Here is a 26,159-nt window from a genome sequence, read left to right on the forward strand (position 1 = left end):
GCATGGCCGAACCAATCAACTTGGCACCGGTGCGGGTGCATGCGGTCAGTGTACCCGTCCGACGTCCTGCCGACAGCATCGCCGGCCCGGACGAAATGATGCTACAGCTCGGCGAGAACGGCGGCGTGCAAGTCGACCTGTTTGGGCGGGATGCACAAGGTAATGAACTGCACGAAAGCCGGGAAATGCAGGAGTATGAATACGAGGAAATGCGCAAACGCTACTTGCGCGCCGAATTGGCGACGATGCCGCCGTTCAGTTCGTTCAAGAGTGGCAATACCATCGGGCGGGTGGTGGGTGAGACGGCGCCTGCGGCAGTTTCGGCTTCGCAGGCAAACCCAATCATAGAAACGCAAACAGAGGCAGAAAAAGGGTGGTGGACTAGTGCAAGCCCGTGGGTTCACGGCGGCCTGGATGTCCTAGGCTTCGTACCTGGACTGGGTGCAATCCCAGACTTGATCAACGCTGGCATCCATGCTGCTGAAGGCGATGCGGTGAATGCTAGCCTCTCAGCAGTTGCCGCGATTCCCTTTGCAGGCGATGCACTAAAAGGCGGTGTACTGATTGGAAAAGGCATCAACAAAGCCGGAGTTCAGGGTGGCAGGGAGGTATCCGAAAGAGCTGCACGTGCCGTTGAAACAAAGGCAGTAGATCCGGCTTTGCCTAAAGGAAAAAATGGCGGAAAATTTTTAGGTAATGAAAAGTGTTTATTGCGCCCTTACAAACCAGACACATGCAAAGCACAAGGTTTGACAGGCCACCATGTCGTACCAGATCGTGCGTTCAGACAAGGTCCACGCCAAGGCCCCAACAGAAAACAAATCCCTGGAGGTCTTTCCGAGTCAGAGGGATTAGTGATCTGTGTAAGAGGAAAAGGACTTACGGACCAACATGGAAAAATACACAAGTTTTATGACCCTCTTGAAACAGCACTTGGATTATCTGAGACCCCACCCGGAACCACTACCCTGCTAAAACTTGAAATAATGGGTGCACTTGCAACGGCACGCGTCACCGGATGCAACTCTGGCGTGTTGGCCGCTCAATTACGTACATACCATGAAACCAAAGGTTTACCTTCACAATTTAGAGTCAGGGCTGATAAATCAGGAAAACTTATAAGATCTACCCCACCAGGATCCCTTGGCACATTCGGCGCTGGTGATTTCTAAAGGAAGTTGAAAAATGCCCTCAAAACAATCCATTTCGCTGATTATGAATACTGGATCAGCGATCAACAGGGACATGTACTACATGTCATGCTCATTCACAGACCGCACTTTTGATGAACCTTATTCCCGACTTTTTTTCTACCAAGACAAAAATAAGGACAAGTGGTTCTATCATGACCTGCCAGACTTACATGTGGTCTCAACCTGCTTCCCTCCGCCAACCTCAGGAGCAACACGTAAAATCTACGCACTCAGCGAAGAAGGCTACGTTGAGTGCTTTAGCAGAGATGCAATCAGCGTTGAGAAGATACAAGATGCTGGCCTCGATCCATCCAGTAAAATGTATGGATACGTCAACAAGATAAAGCATATAGATGGTCAGTTGTATAGCTGCGGCCACAGAGGACAGATTTATAGAAGAAACGAGTCCACCTGGGAGCATTTTGATGATGGCATACTTCAAAAAAATAAGTTAATCATAGCAAACACTGACATGAGCTTTATGGAGAGCGTAAAGCTTTCCATAGACGAAACCCTTGACTTGTTTGATATAGACGGTTCAACGGGCGATATCTACGTTGTCGGAACTGATGGCTTTGTAGCAAATCACGATGGAGCCCAATGGCACAAATTACCTCGCCTAACAGCCGCTGACCTTCACTGTATCTATATTTCATCCTCTGGAATTGTCTGGGTCGTTGGTTCACAGGGGACAATAATTAATGGGAGCGCACGATTAGGCTTTAAAGTGCTCGCCCGAAAGAAAACAGATGCTGACTTTTATTCAGTAACTGAATTCCAAAACAATATCTATATCGGAGCCAATAACGGCATTTACAAAGTCATCGACAACACAATCAAAAAGGTCGACGTTACAGCCAAAGAGGTCAGCTCCATCGAATCAAAAGACGGCGTCATGTGGGCACTTTCATCTGAAAAATTACTGCGTTTTGATGGGGTTCGCTGGGACGAGTTCGTCCACATAGACAACCAACAACGTCTATAAATTTAATGCCCCCTTCAAAACTATGTATTTTTTTGGAAGATATACCGCAGGCAAACCATGAATGAAGAGCAGTTTTTCAAAGACTTCGATGCCCATCGCTGGGACTTCACCATTGTCGATGAAACAGATGAAGAGCAGCCGGTTCTGCAAGTGGGACTGGTAGCGACTTTTTACCTGATAGATGCTTACCTCCCCGTTCGCAGAAAGCATATTGCTGAAGCCTTTGAACTCTTCTGTAAGCACTTTGGTAAAAAGTTGGTATGGGGCTACACAGGAGGCGAAAATATGATTAAGCAAAATTTCACCCCCCAAACCATGCAAGACTGTATTTCATATATACAATCGGATGGCTTCGCAGAGTCAGCTGCACTTATGTGGTCCTCTAACAAAAGCTTTCAAAACGTTGGCACCTACATGTTTGACGCGTACTCGCCTGCCGGATGGTACGAAAAAGTGCATAGCTCAATAACAACCGTAAGACTGTACCTTCCTATTGAAGAACTCAAAGGTTCAGGTAAAAAGAATTTTGACGAACTGATAGTCGAAATGTGCAACATTTTACGCCCATTGCACGGGGCCGCAGGATTAGGTATTCAACACAGTTATGAATGGGAAAATTATCAGCATGTTGAATATGAACTGGTACAAGAGTACCGAGGTGCAGACCTGTGCATTCCCAGCGGCAATAAGAAATGGCGCACCGGCTACAGCAACCTCAACTGGTATTCCTACCTTGCCCACCATTGGGTAAGCAAATTAGGGACAACCGCGGATTTGCTCGAACAACTCAACGACATACGCATAGGCATTTTGCCTTACGAATGGGGCACCATTTTTCGTGCGGGAGACTGGCCTGCCTTGGGCAAAGCGGATGTCGACCCTCGGCCCGAGCTATATGTGATGGTCAATGAAGTGCTCAAACCCTTGCGAGTCAGCAATATTGGCTCGCTGCACTACGGCTCGATTGCCGGTGAAGTGCGCCTCAACGAGCGCACCAGCAACCAATGGATGCGCCGTTTTGACCTTCCCAACGACTCCCCGAGGCCCCCGCCTTCACCGCTTTATCGCCGTATATCAGCAGCGGAGCAACAGCAGTTGAACGCTAGCAGGCAGATGCTTGATGACCTTTTCAGCCCAGCCCCTGACGATAAATTCAAATTGTAATCAACCCCTTCTGGCTTCAGCTATTTCCGGCTCTATCGCCTTCACTGGCAAAGCCTGATCATCGGCAACGGTGTCGACGTCAACCTCAGTATTAGTTGCCGGAATTGGAGCAGTTGTGCACGACTGGAGAAAAAAATGAGTGAGCCCACACCCAGCAAAAACATACCTACAACAGGACATAACAATCAGCTCTTCAACTACTTGCCACAGGACGCCAGTAACGAAGCGGCCGCCCTCGCCGTGGAGCAAGCCAAGCCGAAGCCGCCCGTACTGCTGGCAGACCCTGAATACGATATACGCGGCGTGGCCTGGAACCCGCTGTGCGACGCCGCCACGCCGCTGATCGGCCTGGTCATCCGCCTGCGCCGTCTGGACCACCACGATGACGTACCGGCGCTGTACCAAAGCGTCAGCAACCAGATCATCGCGATCATGGAAGAAGTCCGCCAGCTCGACTACGACGCCAGCATGCTCAAGGCCTACTCCTACAGCCTGTGCCTGTTGGTGGACGAAGTGGTCATGCGCACCACCTGGGGCAGGCTCTCTACCTGGAGCGCCCGCTCATTGCTCAGCCAATTCCACAGCGAGACCCAAGGCGGCGAAAAATTTTTCACCATCATGAACAACATGATTCCCGAAGCCGCCAAGTACCAGCATGTGCTGGAGTTCATGTACCAGTGCCTGATCTCCGGCCTCAAAGGCAAATATGGCGCCCATAGCAAGGGCGATGACGAAATACACAAAATCATCGACCAGTTGCATGGTCTGCTGCGCCCTCTTCGCGGCGAAACACCCAAGCGCCTGACCGACCCACTGACCAACGTCGCGCCGCGCAACTACCGGATCAAACGCGCCTGGCCATTGTGGACGCCGTGGGCCATGGCTGCCGTAGTACTGACGGTCGCCTACACAGTCTACTCAATTCGCTTGAACACCATCACCCAGCAAGTATTGGCGTCTCTGGAGAGGATCCTCAGCCTCTAGCCGTTTTCCAGAGCACTCGTCCAATTGTCGTATCAGCGCCAACATGTGCCTATCACCATCATAGGTGGAGTCAAAACGCCCAACCCCCTAGAATCGCGCCCACGCTACACGCCACGATTCCAGGAGCCAACTTCATGCTGATGGTGATTTCCCCCGCCAAAACCCTCGACTTCGAGTCCAAGCCGGTCACTGCGCGCTTCACCCAGCCGCAGTACCTGGACCACTCTCAGGAACTGATCGAGCAACTGCGCGAACTGAGCCCGGCGCAAATCAGTGAGCTGATGCACGTCTCCGACAAGATCGGTGGCCTCAACGCCGCGCGCTTCGGCAGCTGGACGCCGGCCTTCACTCCGGACAACGCCAAGCAGGCACTGCTGGCGTTCAAGGGCGACGTGTATACCGGCCTGAATGCCGAGACGTTCAGCGATGCCGATTTCAGCTACGCCCAGGATCACCTGCGCATGCTCTCGGGGCTCTACGGCCTGCTGCGCCCGTTGGATTTGATGATGCCGTACCGCCTGGAGATGGGCACCAAGCTGGCCAATGCCCGTGGCAAGGACCTCTATGCTTTCTGGGGTACGCGCATCAGCGAGTGGTTGAATGAAGCACTGGCCGAGCAAGGCGACGATGTGCTGCTCAACCTGGCGTCCAATGAGTATTTTTCGGCGATCAAGCGCACGGCGTTGAAGGCGCGGATCATCAATACCGAGTTCAAGGACCTGAAGAACGGCCAGTACAAGATCATCAGCTTCTACGCCAAAAAAGCCCGGGGCATGATGAGCCGGTTTGTGATTGAAGAACGCATCAACGATCCGGCGAAGCTCAAGCAGTTCGATGTGCAGGGTTACCGCTTCAATGCGGAGCAGTCCAAGCCGGACAACCTGGTGTTTTTGCGCGATCACGCACCGGAATAAGGCCTGCCAGCCACCAACATCAACTGTGGGAGCTGGCTTGCCTGCAATAGCGGTGGGTCAGCCGACTCATGTGTTTCTGCTAGAGCGCTATCGCAGGCAAGCCAGCTCCCACATTTTTGTCTGCGTTTCAGCCTCGGAATCGTCATTTATTTGGCGTCAAAAAACATCCTGACACATCCCTAACATTTTCTTCACTCGACACTCGTCGGTTTTTTTCGTAGTGGCACCACTTTTTTTTAACGGTAGTGGCACAAAACTATCCTCTCGCACCAACTCCCCATAACTACTGGCCTAAATAGCAAGTGCTATCAATATAGTACCAGTGCCATCTTTTCTAATATTTCAAAAAATTTCCGGAAAGGGGATGAGTGGCCCGGAACTTCGTCCTGAAGCACCGCTCATACCACCGGTAACGAAATTCTCTGCTTACGTAAGAGATGACTTACATACCGACCAATGGAAGTAGCCAAGTTGTCATAAAGCACTTTGGCTCGAGGGTCATATCATCAACTGATTGAGTTGAGGGCGGCGATAAGGACTCATTGCCAACCCCCTAAAGGCCAAGGCAGCGCTGACCTAAATGAGCCAGTGTTAACACCCAAGGCATTGATATCAAAAGGCTTCTTGCCTGTATCAAAGCCCAGCGGCACTGGCGCCGGACCCTTCCGCCACGGAAAACCGGCTGCATTTCAGGGCAAGCCCCAATAACAAGGCCACGTTGCGCACAACTTGAGTGCAATAGTTAGTCACTCGCTATTTAACATGCCTGCACGCGGTAAGTCGGCGTCTATTCGCCTAACTTTCGCGGCATCAGTGACGCTTGCAAACATGAACTCCGGCCATCTAATGGCATGATTTAAACATAGAGGTAATTGCGATGCGCATCAGCATATTTGGTTTGGGTTACGTTGGCGCCGTGTGTGCCGGTTGCCTGTCTGCCCGTGGCCATGAAGTGGTCGGCGTAGACATCTCCAAGGAAAAGATCGACCTGATCAATGCGGGTAAATCCCCTATCGTTGAACCGGGTCTGGGCGAACTGTTGAGCCAAGGCATCGCAACCGGTCGACTGCGCGGTACCACCAACTTCGCCGAAGCCATCCGCGACACCGACCTGTCGATGATCTGCGTCGGTACGCCGAGCAAGAAAAACGGCGACCTGGAGCTCAACTACATCGAATCGGTATGCCGTGAGATCGGTTTTGTGCTGCGCGACAAGACCACTCGCCACACCATCGTGGTGCGCAGCACCGTACTGCCAGGCACCGTGGCCAACGTGGTGATCCCGATCCTCGAAGACTGCTCCGGCAAGAAAGCCGGCGTGGATTTCGGCGTTGCGGTCAACCCGGAGTTCCTGCGTGAATCCACCGCCATCGCTGACTACGACCTGCCGCCGATGACCGTCATCGGTGAGTTCGACACCGCTTCCGGCGACGTCCTGCAGTCGCTGTACGAAGAACTCGATGCGCCGATCATCCGCAAGGACATCGCCGTCGCCGAAATGATCAAGTACACCTGCAACGTGTGGCACGCCACCAAAGTCACTTTCGCCAACGAGATCGGCAACATCGCCAAGGCTGTCGGCGTCGACGGTCGTGAAGTGATGGAAGTGGTCTGCCAGGACAAGACCCTCAACCTGTCCCAGTACTACATGCGCCCAGGTTTTGCTTTTGGTGGCTCGTGCCTGCCAAAAGACGTGCGCGCCCTCACCTACCGCGCCGGCTCCCTGGACGTGGAAGCACCGCTGCTCAACTCGCTGATGCGCAGCAACGAGTCCCAGGTACAGAACGCCTTCGACATCGTCTCCAGCCACGACAAACGCAAAGTTGCGCTGCTGGGCCTGAGCTTCAAGGCCGGCACCGACGACCTGCGCGAAAGCCCGTTGGTAGAGCTGGCAGAAATGCTGATCGGCAAGGGCTACGACCTGAGCATCTACGACAGCAACGTCGAGTACGCCCGTGTACACGGCGCGAACAAGGACTACATCGAGGGCAAGATCCCCCACGTGTCGTCCCTGCTCAACTCGGATTTCGATGATGTGATCAACAACTCCGACGTGATCATCCTCGGTAACCGTGACGAGAAGTTCCGTGCCCTGGCGCATAACGCTCCGGAAGGCAAACAAGTGGTCGACCTGGTGGGCTTCATGTCCAAGGCCACCAGCGTGAGCGGCCGTACCGAAGGTATTTGCTGGTAACAGCAACGGCAAGTTTCAGGCTGCAAGTGGCTTTATCCCCAGCGCTTGCAGCCTGAAGCCTCCTCACCTTGCGGATGACGCTTATGTCCAAGTTAAAACATGTATTTCTGCAATCGGCCGGCTGGCTGTTCTTTCTCAGCCTGCTGATGGGCCTCGCCCTGCTGTTGCCGGCGAGCACCTTCGATTCGCAATCGAAGAATTTTATTTTCCTGATTGGTGCCGTGGGTATCTGGCGCTACTCGATGGGCGCGACGCATTTCTTTCGCGGCATGCTGTTCCTGTACGTGGTGTACCCGCACCTACGCCGCAAAGTGCGCAAGCTGGGCAAAGCCGCCGACCCGTCCCATGTGTTCCTGATGGTCACCAGTTTTCGTATCGACGCGCTGACCACCGCCCAGGTCTACAGCTCGGTGATTCGCGAAGCCATCGACTGCGGCTTTCCCACCACCGTGGTGTGCTCGCTGGTGGAAATGTCCGATGAGCTGCTGGTCAAGAGCCTCTGGGAAAAGCTCAACCCGCCGGCTCACGTCAAGCTCGACTTCGTGCGCATCGCCGGTACCGGCAAGCGCGACGGCCTGGCGTTCGGTTTCCGTGCCATCTCCCGCCACTTGCCGGACGACCGCGCCGTGGTTGCCGTGATCGATGGCGACACCGTGCTGGCCGAAGGCGTGGTGCGCAAGACCGTGCCGTGGTTCCAGCTGTTCGGCAATGTCGGTGGCCTGACCACCAACGAATTCTGCGAAGTGCGCGGCGGCTACATCATGAGCGAATGGCACAAACTGCGCTTCGCCCAACGCCACATCAACATGTGCTCCATGGCCCTGTCCAAGCGCGTATTGACCATGACCGGGCGCATGTCGGTGTTCCGTGCCAGCGTAGTGACTGACCCGGGCTTTATCGCCGACGTGGAAAGCGACTCGCTGCAACACTGGCGCCTGGGCCGCTTCAAGTTCCTCACTGGTGATGACAAGTCCAGCTGGTTCAGCCTGATGCGCCTGGGCTACGACACCTTTTACGTGCCGGATGCGGCGATCAACACCGTGGAACACCCGCCGGAAAAGAGCTTTATCAAAGCCAGCCGCAAGCTAATGTTCCGCTGGTACGGCAACAACCTGCGCCAGAACTCCCGTGCCCTGGGCCTGGGCGTGCGTCGCCTCGGCTTGTTCACCAGCGTGGTGCTGTTCGACCAGCGCGTGTCGATGTGGACCTCCCTGCTCGGCCTGACCGTCGCGATGATCGCCACGTTCAAGTACGGCGGCGCGTTCATCCTCGCCTACCTGCTATGGATCGGCATTACCCGCCTGATCCTCACCCTGCTGCTGTCGTGCTCCGGCCACAAGATTGGCCCGGCCTACCCGCTGATTCTCTATTACAACCAGATCATGGGCGCGTTGGTGAAGATCTACGTGTTCTTCCGCCTTGATCAACAGTCCTGGACCCGCCAGGACACCAAACTGACCCGCGATTTGGCCAGCTTTCAACGTTGGTTCAACACCTGGTCGTCTCGGACCATGACCTTCTCCGCCGGCAGCATCTTCGTTGCCGTGTTGCTGATGATGGTCTGACCCTGCCAAGCCTGAATTAACCTAGGAATTACACCCGATGAATAGCCAAGTAAACGCCAACGTTGTCCACGAATCCGAAGCTCAGCGCCAACACGCCCGGGTGAAAATCCCGGCCAAGCTGCGCTTCTTCAACAGCGACCGCACGCCGACTGAGGCGAAGGTTATCGACCTGTCCGCCGGCGGCCTGGCCTTCACCGCCACCCAGCCGCTCACCATCGGCCAAGTGCACAAAGGCCGCCTGCAATTCGTGATCGATAACCTCGGCCTGGCCATGGACGTGGAGCTGCAGATTCGCTCCTACGACCGCCAGACCGGCCGCACCGGTTGCCAGTTCCAGAACCTCGATGCCCAGGATATTTCCACCCTGCGCCACCTGATCACCTCGCACCTGTCCGGCGACATCGTGACCATGGGCGACGTGCTCGCGACCCTGCAACGCGACAACTTCACCAAGGCACGCAAGGTCAAGGACGGCGGCAGCGGCATGACCGCGTTCGGTCGCCTGCGCGCCGTGACCTTCAGCCTGGCGATCTTTTTGGTCGGCCTGGCGGCCTTCGGCTTTGTGGTCAAGTCGCTCTACGGCATGTACTTCGTCAGCCACGCCCAGGCCGGCCTCGTCAGCGTACCGGGCATGAACGTGACCATGCCCCGTGACGGCACCGTGCAAAGCTTGCTCAAAGGTGATTCGGTAGCGGCCAAAGGCGCGCCACTGGCGACCTTCAGCACCAGCATGCTCGATGTGCTCAAGGGCCACTTGGACGAAGACCAGTTGCAACCGGCCAAGGTTGAAGAGCTGTTCGGCAAGCAAATGACCGGCACCCTGACCTCGCCCTGCGATTGCGTGGTAGCCCAGCAATTGGTTGCCGACGGCCAGTACGCCAGCAAAGGCGATGTGATCTTCCAACTGGTACCACGCGGCAGCGAAGCCAATGTAGAAGCGCGCTTCAGCTATCGCCAGTTCGGTGACGTGCGCCCAGGTACGCAGGTGAACTTCCAGGTCGCCGACGAAGAACAGATGCGCACCGGCACCATCGTCAGCAGCACCAGCCTGAACAGCGCCGACCTGTCTTCTGACATCCGCGTGCAGATCAAGCCTGACGCACCGCTGGACAGCACCTACGCCGGTCGCCCGGTGGAAGTCACCAGCGACCGTGGCCCATCGCTGAACTGGCTGATCGACAAAGCCATGGCCCACGGTCTGTAAGCGAGGACATGCCTGTGACTCTTCCAAATACACCGTTGACCCATGTGGGAGCCGGGCTTGCCCGCGATGCAGGCGACTCGGTGCATCAGTTGCACCGCAGCGATGCCATCGCAGGCAAGCCAGCTCCCACACAGAGCAGATTTCACTTGGCCTCTGCGTACTGCGCGCTGGCACTGGCCGTGAGCCTGGCCGGTTGCGCCGGCCTGCCCGACCAGCGCCTGGCCAACGAAGCCCTCAAGCGCGGCGACACCGTCACCGCACAGCAGAATTACCAGCAACTGGCGGAACTGGGCTACAGCGAGGCCCAGGTGGGCCTGGCCGATATCCAGGTCGGCACACGCGACCCGGCGCAAATCAAGCAGGCCGAAGCCACCTACCGTGCGGCGGCAGACACCTCGCCCCGCGCCCAGGCACGCCTGGGTCGCCTGTTGGCGGCCAAGCCGGGCGCCACTGAGGCCGAGCACCATGAAGCCGAAAGCCTGCTGAAAAAGGCCTTTGCCAATGGCGAAGGCAATACCTTGATCCCGCTCGCGATGCTGTACCTGCAATACCCGCACAGCTTCCCCAATGTGAATGCCCAACAGCAGATCAGCCAATGGCAGGCGGCGGGTTACCCGGAGGCCGGCCTGGCCCAGGTGCTGCTGTATCGCACCCAAGGTACCTACGACCAGCATCTGGATGATGTGGAGCGCATCTGCAAAGCCGCGCTGAACACCACCGATATCTGCTACGTCGAGCTGGCCACGGTCTATCAGAAAAAACAGCAGCCGGAACAACAGGCCGAACTGCTCAAGCAAATGGAAGCAGGCGTGAGCCGTGGCACCGTCACCGCCCAGCGCGTCGACAGCGTCGCCCGCGTACTCGGCGATGCCACCCTCGGCACCCCGGACGAAAAAACCGCCCAGGCTTTGCTGGAAAAAATCGCTCCCGGCTACCCGGCGTCCTGGGTCAGCCTGGCGCAACTGCTCTACGACTTCCCTGAACTGGGCGATGTCGACCAGATGATGAAGTACCTCGACAACGGCCGCGCCGCCGACCAGCCACGCGCCGAATTGTTGCTGGGCAAGCTCTACTACGAAGGCAAGTGGGTGCCCGCCGATGCCAAGGCCGCCGAGGCGCATTTCGAGAAAGCCGTGGGCCGTGAAGTGGCCGCCGATTACTACCTCGGCCAGATCTACCGCCGTGGCTACCTGGGCAAGGTTTACCCGCAAAAAGCCCTGGACCACCTGCTGACCGCAGCGCGCAACGGCCAGAACAGCGCCGACTTCGCCATTGCCCAACTGTTTTCCCAAGGCAAGGGCACCAAGCCCGACCCATTGAACGCCTATGTCTTCAGCCAGTTGGCCAAGGCCCAGGACACGCCAGAAGCCAATGACCTGGCCACCCAGCTCGAAGCGCCGCTGACGCCTGCGCAACGCGCCGAAGGCCAACGCCTGGTGCAACAAGAACTGGCCGCCCGCGGCACCCTGGCCCAAAGCACGCTGCAACTGCACGCCCTGCAAGAAGAAGACGGCGAGGAATCCCTATGAAGCTCAACCCATTCGTGAAGGCCGGCATCGGCCTGACCTTCGCCCTGCTGTGGTCGTGCCCGACCCTGGCCGCGCTCACCGAAGCCAAGAACTTCGGCCTGGAAGTCAAAGCCACCGCGCAGTCTGAAGATGACCGCGACCTCGGCACCCAGAAAGGCGGCGACGTCAACGGCATCGGCCTCGACCTGCGCCCCTGGATCTACGGCGAAAGCGGCGCGTGGAGCGCCTACGCCATGGGCCAGGCCGTGGTGTCCAGCGACATCATCGAGACCGACACCCTGCAACAGTCGGCCGATGACACCACCGAGCAGCAGTCGAGCAACGACGACCGCAAGGCCAAGAAAAACTACCTGGCCCTGCGTGAGTTCTGGGTCGGCTACAGCGGCTTCACGCCCTACCCCGGCGAGATCCTCAAGTTCGGCCGCCAGCGCCTGCGCAATGACGACGGCCAATGGCGCGACACCAACATCGAAGCGCTGAACTGGACCTTCGACACCACCTTGCTCAAGGCCAATGTCGGCGCCGCCGAACGCTTCAGCGAATACCGCACCGACCTCAAGGAACTGTCACCGGTCGACAAAGACCGCCAGCACTTCTACGCCGACGCCGCCTACCAGTGGACACCGGGCCAGTGGATCGGCGTGCGCGGCCACCACACCCACGACGACGGCAAGCTCGACTACGCCGAACCGGGTGTCGCCAGCGACCCGCTGGACAAGCGCGAAAACGGCGACCTGACCTGGCTGGGCATCGAAGCCAACAGCGACGCCTACAACTGGCGCAACACCAACACCGTCAACTACTGGGCAAGCATCACCGGCATGCGCGGCGACCGCGACAAGGTCAACGCCTTGAACGCCGACGGCACACGCCCCACCAGCGCCAAGCGCAGCGATGACCTGAGCGGCTGGGCCACCGACATCGGCGTGCGCCTGCGCCTGGATCCGCAGTGGCAAGTGGGTGCCGCGTACTCGCGCGCCAGTGCCGAGTACGAACAGAACGGCCTGCAAAGCAACCGCTCGAACTGGACCGGCACCCAGTCGCGTGTGCATCGCTTCGGTGAAGCCTTTCGCGGCGAGATGAACAACATGCAGTCCATGAGCCTGTTCGGCTCCTGGCAACTGCGCGAGGACTACGACGCCAGCCTGGTGTACCACAAGTTCTGGCGCGTGGACGGCAACAAGCCGGTGGGCAGCAACGGCATCGACGCGGTGCAGAACAACACCGATGACGTCACCGGCGCGATCCTCTCCAGCACCTCCCTGCCTCTTGAAGACGGCAAGAAAGACCTCGGGCAAGAGATGGACCTGGTGGTCACCAAGTACTTCAAGAAAGGCTTGCTGCCTGCGGCGCTGAGCCAGTCGATCGACGAGCCATCGGCGCTGGTGCGTTTGCGTGCCGGCGTGTTCAAGCCCGGCGATGCCTATGGCAGCCAGGTCGACTCCTACATGCACCGCGCGTTTGTCGACGTGGTCTGGAAATTCTGATGGGAGCCTGCGCCATGAATGCTCAAAGCCTACTCGTCGCGGCAATGCTGATGGCCAGCGCCACAGCGTTCGCCGATACGGCGGCCAAGGCGCCGACCATCGCCAAGGAACTGCAACAGGCCAAGACCTATACCATTTCCAGCCCGCCCACCGCGCCGCTGGAAATGGCCAAGCCGGCGCTGCCCGACCTGTCGGGCTACACCGCGCAGGCGATGGAAAAGAAAATCGTCAAGACCAAGGCGGGCAAAATCAGCATCCGCCGCATGATGCAGGAAGACGCGCTCAAGGACTTTATCGGCGGCGATAACAAGATGGCCGAATGGGTGGTGCGCCAGCATGGCATTCCCCAGGCGATCTTCGTCGACGACGGCTACATGAACCTCAAGGACCTGCTGGGCAAAGTGCCCAAGCAGTACTTCAGCGAAACCTCGCAGGGGGTGTTCCTGGCCAAGTTGCCGATCGTGGTGGGCCGTAAAGGTATCCTCGATATCGACAAAAACACCCAGGAGCTGCGCCTGTCCCAGCAAGCCGGTTCGTTTTTGATCAACGACGGCCAGCTGTTCGTGCGCGATACCAAGGTCACCGGCTGGGATGAAAAAGCCAACGGCCCGGCGCTGTTCAAGTCGGCCAAGGAGTTCCGCCCGTTCCTGCTGGCCTGGGGCGGCACCGAGACCTATATCTCCAAAACGAAGATGGCCAGCTTCGGTTACGCCAACAGTAAGTCGTACGGGGTGAGTATTTCCCAGTACACGCCGAACATGGCCAAGGTGCTCAAGCGCCCCGAGCCGACCGGTTGGATCATCGATTCCGAGTTCTCGGACATGTGGTACGGCTTCTACTGCTACGAGACCACAGGCTTTGTGATCAAGGGCAATACCTACAAAGACAACATCGTCTACGGCATTGACCCCCATGACCGTTCCCACGGCCTGATCATCGCGGACAACACCGTCTACGGCACCAAGAAGAAGCACGGCATCATCATTTCCCGGGAGGTGAACGACAGCTTCATCTTCAACAACCGCAGCTATGACAACAAGCTGTCGGGCCTGGTGATCGACCGTAACAGCGTCAACAACCTGATCGCCGACAACGAGATCTACCGCAACCACACCGACGGCATCACCCTCTATGAGAGCGGCGACAACCTGCTGTGGGGCAACAAGGTGATCAGCAACCGTCGCCACGGGATCCGCGTGCGTAACAGCGTGAACATCAAGCTCTACGAAAACACCTCGATGGCCAACGGGCTGACCGGCGTGTACGGCCACATCAAGGACTTGACCGACACCGACCGCGACATCGCCCTCGACCCGTTCGACGCCAAGGTCTCGCTGATCGTGGTCGGCGGTGAACTGGCGGGTAACGGCAGCGGGCCGCTGTCCATCGACTCGCCGTTGAGTATCGAGCTGTATCGCGTGTCGATGCTGGCGCCGACCAAATCCAGCGGCATCAGCTTCTCCGGCATCCTGGGTGACCGCCAGGAAGAAATTCTCGACCTGCTGGTACGCCAGCAGAAAGCCGTGCTGATCGACCCCGTCGAACGCCAGACCGAATTGCAGGACTGAGGATGACCCTTATGCACCCACACATGATCAAACTGCTGAGCCTCTCGGGTCTGACCCTCGGCCTGCTGGCGGCCAGCCAGGGCGTACGCGCCGATGAAGTCAAAGCTCCTACCTTCACCGCTGAACCCTGCTGCAGCCTATGCCCCGCCGCCCATGACGCGAAGAACTACACCACGCGCTACCAGCAGAACTTCACCACCCTGGTGCAAGCCCAGGGCGACTGGCTGTTCCGTACCCAGGAAGACCTGCGCACCGAGTTCGACACCACCCCGGCCGGCTACAAGCGCATGCAGCAGTTGCACGATGCGTTCAAGAGCAAGGGCGTGGAACTGGTGGTGGTCTACCAGCCGACCCGTGGCCTGGTGAACCGCAACAAGCTCAACCCGGCGGAGAAAGCCTCGTTCGACTTCGACAAAGCCCTGGGCAACTACAAAACCATGCTCGGCCGCTTCGCCAAGATGGGCTACGTGGTACCAGACCTGTCGCCGCTGACCAACGAACAACTGCCGGATGAATTGCCGGCCCACGACTTTTACTTCCGTGGCGACCAGCACTGGACCCCTTACGGCGCCCAGCGCACCGCGAAAATCGTCGCGGCCAAGGTCAAGCAGATGCCGGAATATGCCGAGATTCCCAAGCGTGAGTTCGAGACCAAGCGCTCGGGCCGCATGGGCAAGACCGGCACCCTGCACAACATGGCCGGGCAACTGTGTGGCACCAGCTATGCGATCCAGTACATGGACCAGTTCACCACCGAGCCCAAGGGCGAAGCCGGTGACGGCGACCTGTTCGGCGATTCGGGCAACCCGCAGATCACCCTGGTGGGCACCAGCCACAGTGGCAAGAACTACAACTTCGCAGGTTTTCTGGAAGAGGAAATCGGTGCCGACATCCTCAACGTCGCCTTCCCCGGCGGTGGCCTGGAAGGTTCGATGCTGCAGTACCTGGGCAGCGATGAATTTCAGAAGAGCCCGCCGAAGATCCTGATCTGGGAATTCTCGCCGCTGTACCGCCTCGACCAGGAAACCATCTACCGCCAGATGATGGCGCTGCTGGACAACGGTTGCGAAGGCAAGACCGCGCAGATGTCGGCCAGTACCACGCTCAAACCGGGCAAAAACGAACTGATGGTCAACAGCGCGAACAAAGACCTGCGCAACGCCAACCATCAGGTCGATATCCGCTTCGCCGATCCGTCGGTGAAAACCTTGCAAGCCACCCTCTGGTACATGAACGGGCGCCACGAGGACATCAAGATCGAGAAACCCGAAACATCCGATACAGACGGGCGTTTCGCCTTTGAACTGCGCACCGATGAAGACTGGGCCTCGCAGAACTTGCTGGCCGTGGAAGTGCAGGGCCCCGAAGCGGGCGCTGCGGCGCAGAAGGTTGAAGCGAAAATTTGCACACGCAACGTATTCCCCGCCGGTGGTCAACAGACCGCGTCAACGGGGCAATGAGGTTACTTATGCAGAAGTTACTGATTCCATCGTTGCTGGGCCTGGCGATCTTCGCCGGGGCAGCCAACGCCGCCGCGCCGCTGCGTCCGCCCCAGGGTTACTTCGCACCGATCGAAGCGTTCAAAACCGGCGACTTCAAGAATGATTGCGACAGCATGCCAACGCCCTACACCGGGCCGTTGCAGTTTCGCAGCAAGTACGAAGGTTCCGACAAGGCCCGTTCGACCCTGAATGTGCAGTCGGAAAAAGCCTTTCGCGACAGCACCGCCGATATCACCAAGCTGGAAAAAGACACCAGCAAACGGGTGATGCAGTTCATGCGTGACGGCCGCCCACAGCAGCTCGAATGCACCCTGAACTGGCTGGTGTCATGGGCCAAGGCTGATGCGTTGATGTCCAAGGACTTCAACCACACCGGCAAGTCCATGCGCAAATGGGCATTGGGCAGCATGGCCTCGGCCTATGTGCGCTTGAAGTTCTCCGAGTCGCAGCCGCTGGCCAAGCACCCGCAGCAAGCCCAGCAAATCGAAGCCTGGTTCAACAAGCTGGCCGACCAGGTGGTGAGCGACTGGGACAACCTGCCCCTGGAAAAAACCAACAACCACTCCTACTGGGCCGCCTGGTCGGTGATGGCAACGTCCATCGCTACCAACCGCCGCGACCTGTTTGACTGGGCGGTGAAGGAATACAAGGTCGGCGTGAACCAGGTCGATGACCAGGGTTTCCTGCCGAACGAATTGAAGCGCCAGCAACGCGCCCTGTCGTACCACAACTACGCGCTGCCGCCGCTGTCGATGATCGCCAGCTTTGCCCTGGTCAACGGCGTGGACCTGCGCCAGGAAAACAACAGCGCGCTCAAGCGCCTGGGTGACAAGGTGCTAGCCGGGGTGAAAGACCCGGACATCTTCGAGCAAAAGAACGGCAAAGAGCAGGACATGAAGGACCTCAAGGAAGACATGAAATTTGCCTGGCTTGAGCCCTTCTGCACCCTCTACACCTGCGCGCCGGATGTGATCGAACGCAAGCATGGCATGCAACCGTTCAAGACCTTCCGTCTGGGTGGTGACCTGACCAAGGTCTACGACCCGGCGCATGAAAAAGGCAACAAAGGCAGCTAGTCGCTGATCGTTCCCACGCTCTGCGTGGGAATGCAGCACGGGACGCTGTGCGTCCCAAAGCGTGGCGCAGAGCGCCACAAGAGGCATTCCCACGCAGAGCGTGGGAACGATCACAACCTCCCCCGACATCGTGGGGGGTTTGGGGGGGCTCTGGCCCTTGACTGTTGGTTAAACATGGAGAGATCGGGATGGTTTTCTCGTCCAATGTGTTCCTGTTTCTGTTCTTGCCGATCTTCCTCGGCTTGTACTATTTGAGCGGGCAACGCTATCGCAATCTGCTGCTGCTGATTGCCAGCTACGTGTTCTACGCCTGGTGGCGAGTGGACTTCCTGGCGCTGTTCGCGGCCGTCACGCTGTGGAACTACTGGATCGGCCTCAAGGTCGGTGCCGCGGGCGTTCGCACCAAGCCGGCGCAGCGCTGGCTATTGCTCGGCGTGGCGGTCGACCTGTGCATCCTCGGCTACTTCAAGTACGCCAACTTCGGCGTCGACAGCATCAACGTGATGATGAAGTCGGCGGGCCTGGAGCCGTTCATCCTCACCCACGTGCTGTTGCCGATCGGGATCTCGTTCTACATTTTCGAGTCCATCAGCTACATCATCGACGTGTACCGTGGCGACACCCCGGCGACCCGCAACCTGATCGACTTCGCGGCGTTCGTGGCGATCTTCCCGCACCTGATCGCCGGTCCCGTGCTGCGTTTTCGCGACCTGGCCGACCAGTTCAACAACCGCACCCACACCCTGGATAAATTCTCCGAGGGCTGCACGCGGTTCATGCAGGGTTTCATCAAGAAGGTCTTTATTGCCGACACCCTCGCGGTGGTGGCCGACCATTGCTTCGCCCTGCAAAACCCCACCACGGGCGATGCCTGGCTCGGCGCGCTGGCCTACACCGCGCAGCTGTACTTCGACTTCTCCGGCTACAGCGACATGGCCATTGGCTTGGGCTTGATGATGGGTTTCCGCTTCATGGAAAACTTCAAGCAGCCCTACATCAGCCAGTCGATCACCGAGTTCTGGCGGCGCTGGCACATCAGCCTGTCCACCTGGCTGCGTGACTACCTGTACATCACCCTGGGCGGCAACCGTAAAGGCACGCTGACCACCTACCGCAACCTGTTCCTGACCATGCTGCTCGGTGGCCTGTGGCACGGCGCGAACATCACCTACATCGTGTGGGGCGCCTGGCACGGCATGTGGCTGGCGATTGAAAAAGCCATCGGCCTGAACACCGCGCCGCGCAGTTTCAATGTGTTGCGCTGGGCCTTCACCTTCCTGCTGGTGGTAATGGGCTGGGTGATCTTCCGCGCCGAAAACCTGCACGTTGCCGGGCGTATGTACGGTGCGATGTTCAGCTTCAGCGAGTGGTCGCTGTCGGAACTCAACCGCGCCAACCTTACCGGCCTGCAAGTGGCAACCCTGGTGGTGGCCTATGCAACACTGGCGTTCTTCGGCCTGCGCGACTTCTACACCAACCGCCCGGCCGACAAGGCCAAGCCAGCCGACCCGAGCCTGATCAAGGCCGTACCCGGCGACAACCCTGGCAGCATCCACGAGCCGGGTTTCAGCGTGGGCCGTGACGCTGCCGTGCAACCGGCCTACTGGACCGCTGACTGGCCACGCTACGCCATGCGCGCTGCGGTGCTGCTGCTGTTCGTGGCGTCGATTCTCAAACTGTCGGCGCAGAGTTTCTCGCCGTTCCTTTACTTCCAATTCTGAGGGAGCCGACCATGACCCGTTCATTACGCGTCCTCTACATCAGCCTGTTCCTGGTGCTGTTGCTGGCACTCGGCGCCTGGTCGCTGCGCAGCTTCTTTGGCTTCAGCACCAATGCCGATGCCACTGTGCTCAACGGTCGCTGGACCAAAGCCGTCGAGACCCATTACGACGACGAGTTCCCGATCAAGCGCCTGGGCACCAACCTGTGGGCGGCGCTGGACTACAAGCTGTTCAATGAAGGCCGCCCTGGTGTGGTGCTGGGCCGTGATCACTGGTTGTACAGCGACGAGGAGTTCAACCCCGCCGTCAACGAAGACCAGAACCTGCAAGGCAACTACGCGCTGGTCGAAGGCGTACGCCAGAAGCTCAAGGCCCAGGGTATCCAACTGGTGATGGCGATCGTGCCGGCCAAGGTGCGCCTGTATCCGGAGCACCTGGGTGAAGTGAAACCGGCCAGCGTGCACGCCAATCTGTACCAGGATTTCCATGCTCGAGTGGCGGCGGACAACATTCCGGCCCCGGACCTGCTCGGCCCGCTGCAACAGGCCAAGCTGAGTGGCAAGCAAGTGTTCCTGCGCACCGACACTCACTGGACACCGGACGGTGCCGAAGTCGCCGCCAAGCAATTGGCCAAGGCGATTGCCGACAAGACCCCACTGAGCGGCGAGCCGCAGCGCTTTGTCACCGAGGCGGAAAAGACCGAGCCGCATAAAGGCGACTTGCGTTTGTTCCTGCCCCTGGACCCGCTGTTCGAAAACCTGATGCCGCCTAAAGAGCCGCTGGAAAAACGCGTCACCCACCTGGCCGAACAGAAAGGTGATGACGCGCTGTTCAGCGACAGCGAAACCCCGGTGGCACTGGTAGGCACCAGCTACAGCGCCAACCCCAACTGGAACTTCGTCGGTGCGCTCAAGCAAGCCTTGCACAGCGACGTGGTCAGCTATGCCGAAGACGGCCACGGCCCGATCCTGCCGATGCTCAGCTACCTCAAAAGTGATGACTTCAAGAACAGCCCGCCGCAGGTGCTGATCTGGGAGTTTCCTGAACGTTATCTGCCCGTTAACAACGAAATCGGTGATGCCGACCCGGCCTGGGTTGCGCAGCTTAAACAAGCCGGTTCGCGCCAACAGAACATGGCAATCAACACATCTGAATCCGAGACGCCCGACCGGGCGCAAAACTGAAAGAGAGGTAACTCACAATGACTTTCACTACTACTCCTCGTCGTCTCGCTAAAACCCTGGCAATCGCTGCGGGCCTGAGCTTCGTATCCCTGTCGGCCTTCGCTGGCGGTGACGCCGCCCTGTACGGCCCGACTGCGCCAAAAGGCTCCAGCTTTGTGCGCATCTACAACGCCAGCAACCAGGAAGTCAGCGCCACCGTTGGCAGCACCAACCTCAGCGACGTTGCGCCACTGGCCAGCAGCGACTTCAGCTTCATGCCCGGCGGTGACTACAGCGCTAAGGTCGGCAGCCAGACCCTACCGGTCAAGCTGGCTGCCGACCACTACTACACCCTGGTCAACAGCGGCAGCGGCCAGCCGCAGTTGATCGAAGAGCCACCGTTCAAGAACAAGCAAAAATCCTTGGTGCGCGTACAGAACCTCAGCGACAAGGCCCTGACCCTGAAAACCGCCGACGGCAAGACCGATGTGGTCAAGTCGGTGGCTGCCAAGGGCCGTGGCGAGCGTGAGATCAACCCGGTGAAAGTGAGCCTGGCGTTGTATGACGGTGACAAGAAAGTCGGCGATGTGAAGCCGGTTGCGTTGGAACGCGGTGAAGCGGCGGTGCTGTATGTCACCGGCTCAGGTTCAAGCCTGTCGCCAGTGTGGGTGAAACGCCCCGTGTCGACCCGCTAACTATTTCCCTGAGTTGACACGCCCCCTTGTGGGAGCTGGCTTGCCTGCGATGGCGGTCTTGAAGGCGCCATCGCAGGCAAGCCAGCTCCCACACTGAACGGGTTTCAGCTCAGGACCGAGACAAAAACAAGAGTGAAACGACAAACCTTCGTAGCTCTGACCCATATCGATTCAAGGAGAAACACCATGATCCCAGTAATCCTTTCCGGTGGTAGCGGCTCACGTCTTTGGCCGCTTTCGCGTAAACAGTTTCCCAAGCAATTCCTGGCCCTGACCGGCGAACACACCTTGTTCCAGCAAACCCTGGAACGCCTGGTGTTCGAAGGCATGGACGCCCCCATCGTGGTCTGCAACAAAGACCACCGTTTCATCGTCAACGAGCAACTGAGCGCACGCAAGCTCGACTGCCAGCGCATCCTGATGGAACCGTTCGGCCGCAACACTGCGCCGGCCGTGGCCCTGACCGCGATGATGCTGGTTAACGAAGGCCGTGACGACTTGATGCTGGTGCTGCCCGCCGACCACGTGATCGACGACCAGAAAGCCCTGCAACGCGCACTGGCCCTGGCCACCGTGGCCGCCGAGCGTGGCGAGATGGTGCTGTTCGGCGTGCCAGCCACCCGCCCGGAAACCGGCTACGGCTACATCAAGTCCACCAACGATTCGCTGCTGCCTGAAGGCGTGAGCCGCGTGCAACAGTTCGTGGAAAAGCCCGATGAAAAACGTGCGGTCGAGTTCGTCAAAAGTGGCGGCTACTTCTGGAACAGCGGCATGTTCCTGTTCCGCGCCAGTCGCTTCCTCGAAGAGCTGAAAAAGCACGACCCGGACATCTACGACACCTGCGTGCTGACCCTGGAACGCAGCGAGCAGACCGCCGACACCGTGACCTTCGACGACGCCACCTTCGCCTGCTGCCCGGACAACTCCATCGACTACGCCGTGATGGAAAAAACCCAACGCGCCTGCGTGGTGCCATTGGCTGCTGGTTGGAGCGACGTAGGCTGCTGGGCCTCGCTGTGGGCGGTCAACGATAAAGACGCCAACGGCAACGTGAGCAAAGGCGACGTGGTGATCCAGGACAGCCGCAACTGCATGGTGCACGGCAACGGCAAACTGGTGTCGGTGATCGGCCTGGATAACATCGTGGTGGTGGAAACCAAGGACGCGATGATGATTGCCCACAAGGACAAGGTCCAGGGCGTCAAGCAGATGGTCAACACCCTCAACGAGCAAGGCCGCAGCGAAACCCAGAACCACTGCGAAGTCTATCGCCCGTGGGGTTCCTACGACTCGGTGGACATGGGCGGGCGCTTCCAGGTCAAGCACATCTCGGTCAAGCCGGGCGCGTGCCTGTCGCTGCAGATGCACCACCACCGCGCCGAACACTGGATCGTGGTGAGCGGCACCGCCGAAGTCACCTGTGACGAGAACGTGTTCCTGCTCTGCGAAAACCAGTCCACCTACATCCCGATTGCCTCGGTGCACCGCCTGCGCAACCCGGGCAAGATCCCGCTGGAGATCATCGAAGTGCAATCGGGCAGCTACCTGGGCGAGGACGATATCGAGCGCTTCGAAGATATCTACGGGCGCTCGACACCGGTTGAACGTGGCGTATCGGTGAAAACTATCGCGCAGTAAAACAGTCGTACAAGAAGCCCTCGTCCAGCCCATTGCGTCCCCTATCCGCAGTGGGTTGGGTGGGGGCTTTTTCCTACTTGCTCACCACGCTTTCAAGACGCCTTCAACCAAAATAGTCTGGAAACTTATTCGGCCCCAGATACAGGAAGTTCGACGGCGTCAGCTTGATTTCTTTGTCCATCTTAAGCTCGATAATCGAGCTGCCTGCCGTGACAGGGCCTAACTCCCGCGGGACTTGGTCAGTGCTGAATATCACCTTGTACTCCCCCCTTCCGGCATAGCGTTCGTTGCCCAGAAACAAAAGGGTTTCAACGTTTTCACTGTTGAGCTGCTGGCCTGGAGGGTTAACGTACACACCGCCCTTCGAACCCGCGCGCGTTTCATTACGCGTTAAGTCATTGATGCCCTGGGCCCGGGCTATCGCTTCTGCGCCTTCCTTGCTGGTGTAATGAATGTAAACAGGTTGCCCGTTATGAAAGCCCGAATCCAACACCGACTGCCAATTGTGATGATTGGCCAATACCTGACCGGGGGGTACCACTGCAGGCGAAGGAGGATTACCTTTGCGCCCCGGTTTTTGTTGTGGTGCAAGCCTGACACTCTCCGCATTCGCAGTTTTTTTGCCACCGCCGGCGTTGCCAGCCAATCGCCATTCGCCGTTGCCGGTCGGAACCAGCATCATTACCTGCTTCTGGCTATTGGGGTCGATAACACGCACAGGCTTGCCCGCGCCCTTGTAGTGCCGTTCAACCTGAAAGGTCCTGTCCTTTCCCGTACCATCAGTGAAGCGCACATAGAACTCTTCGCCGACTTGATACGTGCCATCCCCCCTTATCGTACGACCTTCAAGAAAGCCGTCAGGCAGTGCGTGCTCGCTGTAGTCGGGCAACTGACGTCCGGTCCCTGCTCCGTTTGATGCTGCGTTCGTCACCTGGGTAGGGTTGCCCACCTTGGACGATTGCTTGTGCAATATCTGTTGCAGCTCGCGATAGCTACTCTTGAGCAGCGACTTCCCCCCTTTTGCCAACCCCTCGACCAGATCCCCCAGCCCATCGGCAGGGTTCAAGCCGCCGGCCAATGACCGCACGACACTGTCGGAGGCTTTGAACGCTCGCGTTCCGAGTTTTTCGCTCAACTTGCTCAGCGCCCTGCCCGCCTGACCAACCCCTTTGGCGAATGGAACGATGAAACCGAAAATATCCAGTGCAAAGTCCAGAATCGCCGCGCCAGTATTGCCCTTGACTGCGTTTTCGATCGCATTTTTAAAGGGAATCAGCCCGGTCACAAAATCATGACCCGCCTTGATGCCAGCCTCCTCCTTCTCCACTTCGGTGACGCCCTTGGCCCCGGCCTCCATCGCCTCCCGATCATGGAGCAGATGGCCGGCTACCACCTCGGCGATCCTATCAAAACGAGGGTTCAGGTCGGTGACGGCATCGGCGTGCTGTCCTGCGCGAGGTTCAGGCATGTTTGGAGCGCTGATCGGAGCTGTCAGCAACCCGTCGCTGTACTGCTCAGGTCGCGCCTGCGTGCCATTTTCATAGGCCGCATAATCGACCCATATACCGATCCCCTTGGCCTGCGTCGTTTCGTAGGTCTCGGCATTTGCGACTCTCGGTGGGGGGTTGGGCAAATGCCTGGGCAGGTCTTCGCGTCGACGAATAACACCTTGCAGAGGGAACACTTCGTAATAAACATGGCGGATGTTTTTAGGGTCTTGATCGCTGCCGTTCTTATCAATCTTGGTTTGCACGCGCATCAACAGCCCGTAACGTGCTTTGGCGGCTCGTGCTTCGTCCGCAGACTCCGTTCCCTGAGCTTCGGCCGTGCTGGATTTACGTAAGGAAAAAAACTCGACCTTGCCCGACGCGATGGTTTGGCGATCTTCCAAAGGAAGCTGCGACAACTGATGCTTGACTGTCGTCGTCAGCCCTTCCTTCATATTTTTGAAGTAACTATCAAATTCGCTCTTGAACTGCTGATTCACATCAGGCAACGGCTTGACCCTGGGGAAGCGGTTGCCGAGCTGGAAATCGTACCGCTCCCCTCGGGGAATACGGTTCATTTTGCCGGCCATGTAGATCTCTTCAAGCGAGTGCTCCTTGCTCTCGCTGGCATCGATATTGGCAATCTTTATGTTGCGCACATTGAATGAATATCCAGCACCATAGGCCGCTGTCAGATTTTTATTGGCGATGTCCCGGCGAGTCGGCATGGTGGCGGCCAGTTGGTCGTGGGCTTTTTTCAAGGCATTGAGTTGCGCATTAAAAGCCTCGTATATCGCGGCCACATCTTCCGGTGTATACGCGTCATCAGTCTTTTGAACCATCTTGTCCTGGGCAATTGCCCATTGAATCAAGGCATGGGTCTGGGCCTTGGCCTCGATTGCCGCCTGTGTGTCCGTGACAGGGCTATGCTCGGCCAAGCGCATAAACGTTTTGAAATCGGTATGCGTCGCTATACCCGGCGCCCAAAACTCCTGGGCTTGCACAACTGCCGAGAGCCTGGCAAATGTCGTCGACTTGAGCGTCAGGTTGTCGGGTAACCCCTTGACGATAAAGGAAGGCTCAGACCCCGCGAGTAGCAGGCGGGCGGCGGCGGCAGCCATTTCGGCAGGCACTTTGCCCTGTTCTACCAGGTGTTGCTCCAGACGCGACACCACTACCGAAGGATGTACATCCCTGTTGGCTGCCTGATAAAGATCATAGCCGGCCACCACACCACGCTGGTTGCCGGCCAGTGGGTCCAGCTCCAGTACCATGGCCGCCATCGCCCAGTTCGAGGGGTCAGTTGAAAGCGATGCATCGTCGACAGTTAGCGCAGTTTTCAGCGTTTGGCCCAAACCCGTAATCTGCGTACTTCCCATCATGCTGTCGAGGACTTGTGCGGCGCTCTTGCCCTGGAGCGAAGCGCCATGCTGCTCATAAAATGCGCTGAAAATGCCTTTCCCGGGCGACAGCCGCGCCATTTCTGCCTGTGTTATTTCGCTGACCTTCTTGCGTTGCTCACTGTCCAGTGTCGCTGACTCAGACAACAATCCCCAGTGGTTGCCGTGCTCTGCGGGCTCGGGCAAGGGTTCTTTGAGCACTGCAATCAAATTTGCCAGTTGCCCGATGTCTTTCGGAATCAGCAACTGATTTTCCCGCAAGAACCAGGCAACCGAATCTTCATCGCCCGCTTCAATTCCATAGGCGCGCGCGAATGCGGAATACTCATGAACGGAAAACTTTTTCGTTTCCAACAACGTCGTAATATCCAGATTCGACTCCTTGACCAAGGCATCGTGAATTTGCTGCAACGCCCCGACCAAGCGATAGTTGGTCTGGATGCTCCCCGTCAGCTCTTGCCAATAACTGAGGGGCTGCCCGGCGATAAGCGACGCGTCGCCAGTAGCAGGGTTTTCCAATTCAGTACTGCGTCGAAGCCGAGGTAACCCGCGCGCATTCGATGGCGAATAGGGTTGAGTGTCTTCATGGCCCATTGCCGGTGGTACCACCGGCGCCAAGGGCGTTGTAGGAAGCCGCGGCGGTTGCAGGAAGGACGTACTGGAAGCATGGGTGATCATGGGTTTCTATCT

The 26,159-nt window shown here is 58.1% G+C and carries 18 protein-coding genes; 17 read left to right on the forward strand and 1 reads right to left on the reverse strand.

The annotated features are described in order from the left end of the window. Positions 1–2 precede the first annotated feature (2 nt). The 17 genes from QK296_RS21185 to QK296_RS21265 all read left to right on the forward strand — a co-directional run bounded on the left by QK296_RS21185 (position 3) and on the right by QK296_RS21265 (position 22,582). Positions 3–1,172, forward strand: coding sequence for a hypothetical protein (locus tag QK296_RS21185; protein ID WP_156995552.1), 1,170 nt, complete (start codon positions 3–5; stop codon positions 1,170–1,172). 13 nt (positions 1,173–1,185) lie between these two features. Further along, a complete protein-coding gene (locus tag QK296_RS21190; protein WP_282391274.1) occupies positions 1,186–2,178 on the forward strand; it encodes a hypothetical protein in 993 nt (330 codons plus the stop codon). 57 nt (positions 2,179–2,235) lie between these two features. Next, positions 2,236–3,342, forward strand: a complete 1,107-nt coding sequence (locus tag QK296_RS21195) for a type VI immunity family protein (protein WP_282391275.1) — start codon at positions 2,236–2,238, stop codon at positions 3,340–3,342. A 135-nt stretch (positions 3,343–3,477) separates the two neighbouring features. Beyond that, positions 3,478–4,326, forward strand: coding sequence for a type IVB secretion system protein IcmH/DotU (gene icmH, locus QK296_RS21200; RefSeq protein ID WP_120248685.1), 849 nt, complete (start codon positions 3,478–3,480; stop codon positions 4,324–4,326). A gap of 134 nt (positions 4,327–4,460) precedes the next feature. Next, positions 4,461–5,240 (forward strand): peroxide stress protein YaaA, encoded by a 780-nt coding sequence (gene yaaA / locus QK296_RS21205; protein ID WP_282391276.1) that lies wholly within the window; start codon positions 4,461–4,463, stop codon positions 5,238–5,240. A gap of 877 nt (positions 5,241–6,117) precedes the next feature. Continuing rightward, on the forward strand, positions 6,118–7,434 hold the full coding sequence (locus QK296_RS21210; protein WP_003188741.1) for a nucleotide sugar dehydrogenase: 1,317 nt from the start codon (positions 6,118–6,120) through the stop codon (positions 7,432–7,434). Positions 7,435–7,517: 83 nt separating this feature from the next. Beyond that, positions 7,518–8,999 carry a mannuronan synthase gene (alg8, locus tag QK296_RS21215; protein WP_003188740.1) on the forward strand — a complete coding sequence of 494 codons (1,482 nt, stop codon included), beginning with the start codon at positions 7,518–7,520 and terminating at the stop codon, positions 8,997–8,999. A gap of 37 nt (positions 9,000–9,036) precedes the next feature. Next, positions 9,037–10,203, forward strand: coding sequence for an alginate biosynthesis protein Alg44 (locus tag QK296_RS21220; protein ID WP_282391277.1), 1,167 nt, complete (start codon positions 9,037–9,039; stop codon positions 10,201–10,203). A gap of 80 nt (positions 10,204–10,283) precedes the next feature. Continuing rightward, complete coding sequence (gene algK, locus QK296_RS21225) at positions 10,284–11,732, forward strand: alginate biosynthesis TPR repeat lipoprotein AlgK (protein WP_034134564.1); 1,449 nt, start codon at positions 10,284–10,286, stop codon at positions 11,730–11,732. Beyond that, positions 11,729–13,219 carry an alginate export family protein gene (locus QK296_RS21230; RefSeq protein WP_054921029.1) on the forward strand — a complete coding sequence of 497 codons (1,491 nt, stop codon included), beginning with the start codon at positions 11,729–11,731 and terminating at the stop codon, positions 13,217–13,219. Before algK ends, QK296_RS21230 begins: the two co-directional genes overlap by 4 nt. Continuing rightward, positions 13,219–14,787: a mannuronan 5-epimerase AlgG gene (algG, locus tag QK296_RS21235; RefSeq protein WP_282391278.1), complete on the forward strand. Its 1,569-nt coding sequence runs from the start codon at positions 13,219–13,221 to the stop codon at positions 14,785–14,787. Before QK296_RS21230 ends, algG begins: the two co-directional genes overlap by 1 nt. 11 nt (positions 14,788–14,798) lie before the next feature. Next, complete coding sequence (locus QK296_RS21240; RefSeq protein WP_282391279.1) at positions 14,799–16,247, forward strand: alginate O-acetyltransferase; 1,449 nt, start codon at positions 14,799–14,801, stop codon at positions 16,245–16,247. Between the two features lie 8 nt (positions 16,248–16,255). Further along, a complete protein-coding gene (locus tag QK296_RS21245) occupies positions 16,256–17,365 on the forward strand; it encodes a mannuronate-specific alginate lyase (RefSeq protein WP_282391280.1) in 1,110 nt (369 codons plus the stop codon). Positions 17,366–17,553: 188 nt separating this feature from the next. Next, positions 17,554–19,086: an MBOAT family protein gene (locus QK296_RS21250; RefSeq protein ID WP_003188730.1), complete on the forward strand. Its 1,533-nt coding sequence runs from the start codon at positions 17,554–17,556 to the stop codon at positions 19,084–19,086. An 11-nt stretch (positions 19,087–19,097) separates the two neighbouring features. After that, entirely contained in the window at positions 19,098–20,270 is a 1,173-nt protein-coding gene (locus QK296_RS21255; RefSeq protein WP_047712627.1) for an alginate O-acetyltransferase, read from the forward strand. 17 nt (positions 20,271–20,287) lie between these two features. Continuing rightward, on the forward strand, positions 20,288–20,944 hold the full coding sequence (locus tag QK296_RS21260; RefSeq protein ID WP_034134560.1) for an alginate O-acetyltransferase AlgF: 657 nt from the start codon (positions 20,288–20,290) through the stop codon (positions 20,942–20,944). 186 nt (positions 20,945–21,130) lie between these two features. Then, a complete protein-coding gene (locus QK296_RS21265) occupies positions 21,131–22,582 on the forward strand; it encodes a mannose-1-phosphate guanylyltransferase/mannose-6-phosphate isomerase (protein WP_032893494.1) in 1,452 nt (483 codons plus the stop codon). A 103-nt stretch (positions 22,583–22,685) separates the two neighbouring features. On the opposite strand, the gene QK296_RS21270 is transcribed toward QK296_RS21265, so the two are convergent. After that, the gene (locus QK296_RS21270; RefSeq protein WP_282391281.1) at positions 22,686–26,147 is read right to left on the reverse strand and encodes a hypothetical protein; all 3,462 of its coding nucleotides are present in this window, start codon (positions 26,145–26,147) and stop codon (positions 22,686–22,688) included. Between the last annotated feature and the right edge of the window lie 12 nt (positions 26,148–26,159).

Source organism: Pseudomonas sp. AL10 (assembly GCF_029960685.1).
GTDB lineage: Bacteria > Pseudomonadota > Gammaproteobacteria > Pseudomonadales > Pseudomonadaceae > Aquipseudomonas > Aquipseudomonas lactis.

What these genes read in the sequence shown, in the direction of transcription:
- QK296_RS21185 (WP_156995552.1), top strand. Translation starts at nt 3, where the DNA reads ATGGCCGAACCAATCAACTTGGCACCGGTGCGGGTGCATGCGGTCAGT.
- QK296_RS21190 (WP_282391274.1), top strand. Translation starts at nt 1,186, where the DNA reads ATGCCCTCAAAACAATCCATTTCGCTGATTATGAATACTGGATCAGCG.
- QK296_RS21195 (WP_282391275.1), top strand. Translation starts at nt 2,236, where the DNA reads ATGAATGAAGAGCAGTTTTTCAAAGACTTCGATGCCCATCGCTGGGAC.
- icmH (WP_120248685.1), top strand. Translation starts at nt 3,478, where the DNA reads ATGAGTGAGCCCACACCCAGCAAAAACATACCTACAACAGGACATAAC.
- yaaA (WP_282391276.1), top strand. Translation starts at nt 4,461, where the DNA reads ATGCTGATGGTGATTTCCCCCGCCAAAACCCTCGACTTCGAGTCCAAG.
- QK296_RS21210 (WP_003188741.1), top strand. Translation starts at nt 6,118, where the DNA reads ATGCGCATCAGCATATTTGGTTTGGGTTACGTTGGCGCCGTGTGTGCC.
- alg8 (WP_003188740.1), top strand. Translation starts at nt 7,518, where the DNA reads ATGTCCAAGTTAAAACATGTATTTCTGCAATCGGCCGGCTGGCTGTTC.
- QK296_RS21220 (WP_282391277.1), top strand. Translation starts at nt 9,037, where the DNA reads ATGAATAGCCAAGTAAACGCCAACGTTGTCCACGAATCCGAAGCTCAG.
- QK296_RS21230 (WP_054921029.1), top strand. Translation starts at nt 11,729, where the DNA reads ATGAAGCTCAACCCATTCGTGAAGGCCGGCATCGGCCTGACCTTCGCC.
- algG (WP_282391278.1), top strand. Translation starts at nt 13,219, where the DNA reads ATGGGAGCCTGCGCCATGAATGCTCAAAGCCTACTCGTCGCGGCAATG.
- QK296_RS21240 (WP_282391279.1), top strand. Translation starts at nt 14,799, where the DNA reads ATGCACCCACACATGATCAAACTGCTGAGCCTCTCGGGTCTGACCCTC.
- QK296_RS21245 (WP_282391280.1), top strand. Translation starts at nt 16,256, where the DNA reads ATGCAGAAGTTACTGATTCCATCGTTGCTGGGCCTGGCGATCTTCGCC.
- QK296_RS21250 (WP_003188730.1), top strand. Translation starts at nt 17,554, where the DNA reads ATGGTTTTCTCGTCCAATGTGTTCCTGTTTCTGTTCTTGCCGATCTTC.
- QK296_RS21255 (WP_047712627.1), top strand. Translation starts at nt 19,098, where the DNA reads ATGACCCGTTCATTACGCGTCCTCTACATCAGCCTGTTCCTGGTGCTG.
- QK296_RS21260 (WP_034134560.1), top strand. Translation starts at nt 20,288, where the DNA reads ATGACTTTCACTACTACTCCTCGTCGTCTCGCTAAAACCCTGGCAATC.
- QK296_RS21265 (WP_032893494.1), top strand. Translation starts at nt 21,131, where the DNA reads ATGATCCCAGTAATCCTTTCCGGTGGTAGCGGCTCACGTCTTTGGCCG.
- QK296_RS21270 (WP_282391281.1), bottom strand. Translation starts at nt 26,147, where the DNA reads ATGATCACCCATGCTTCCAGTACGTCCTTCCTGCAACCGCCGCGGCTT.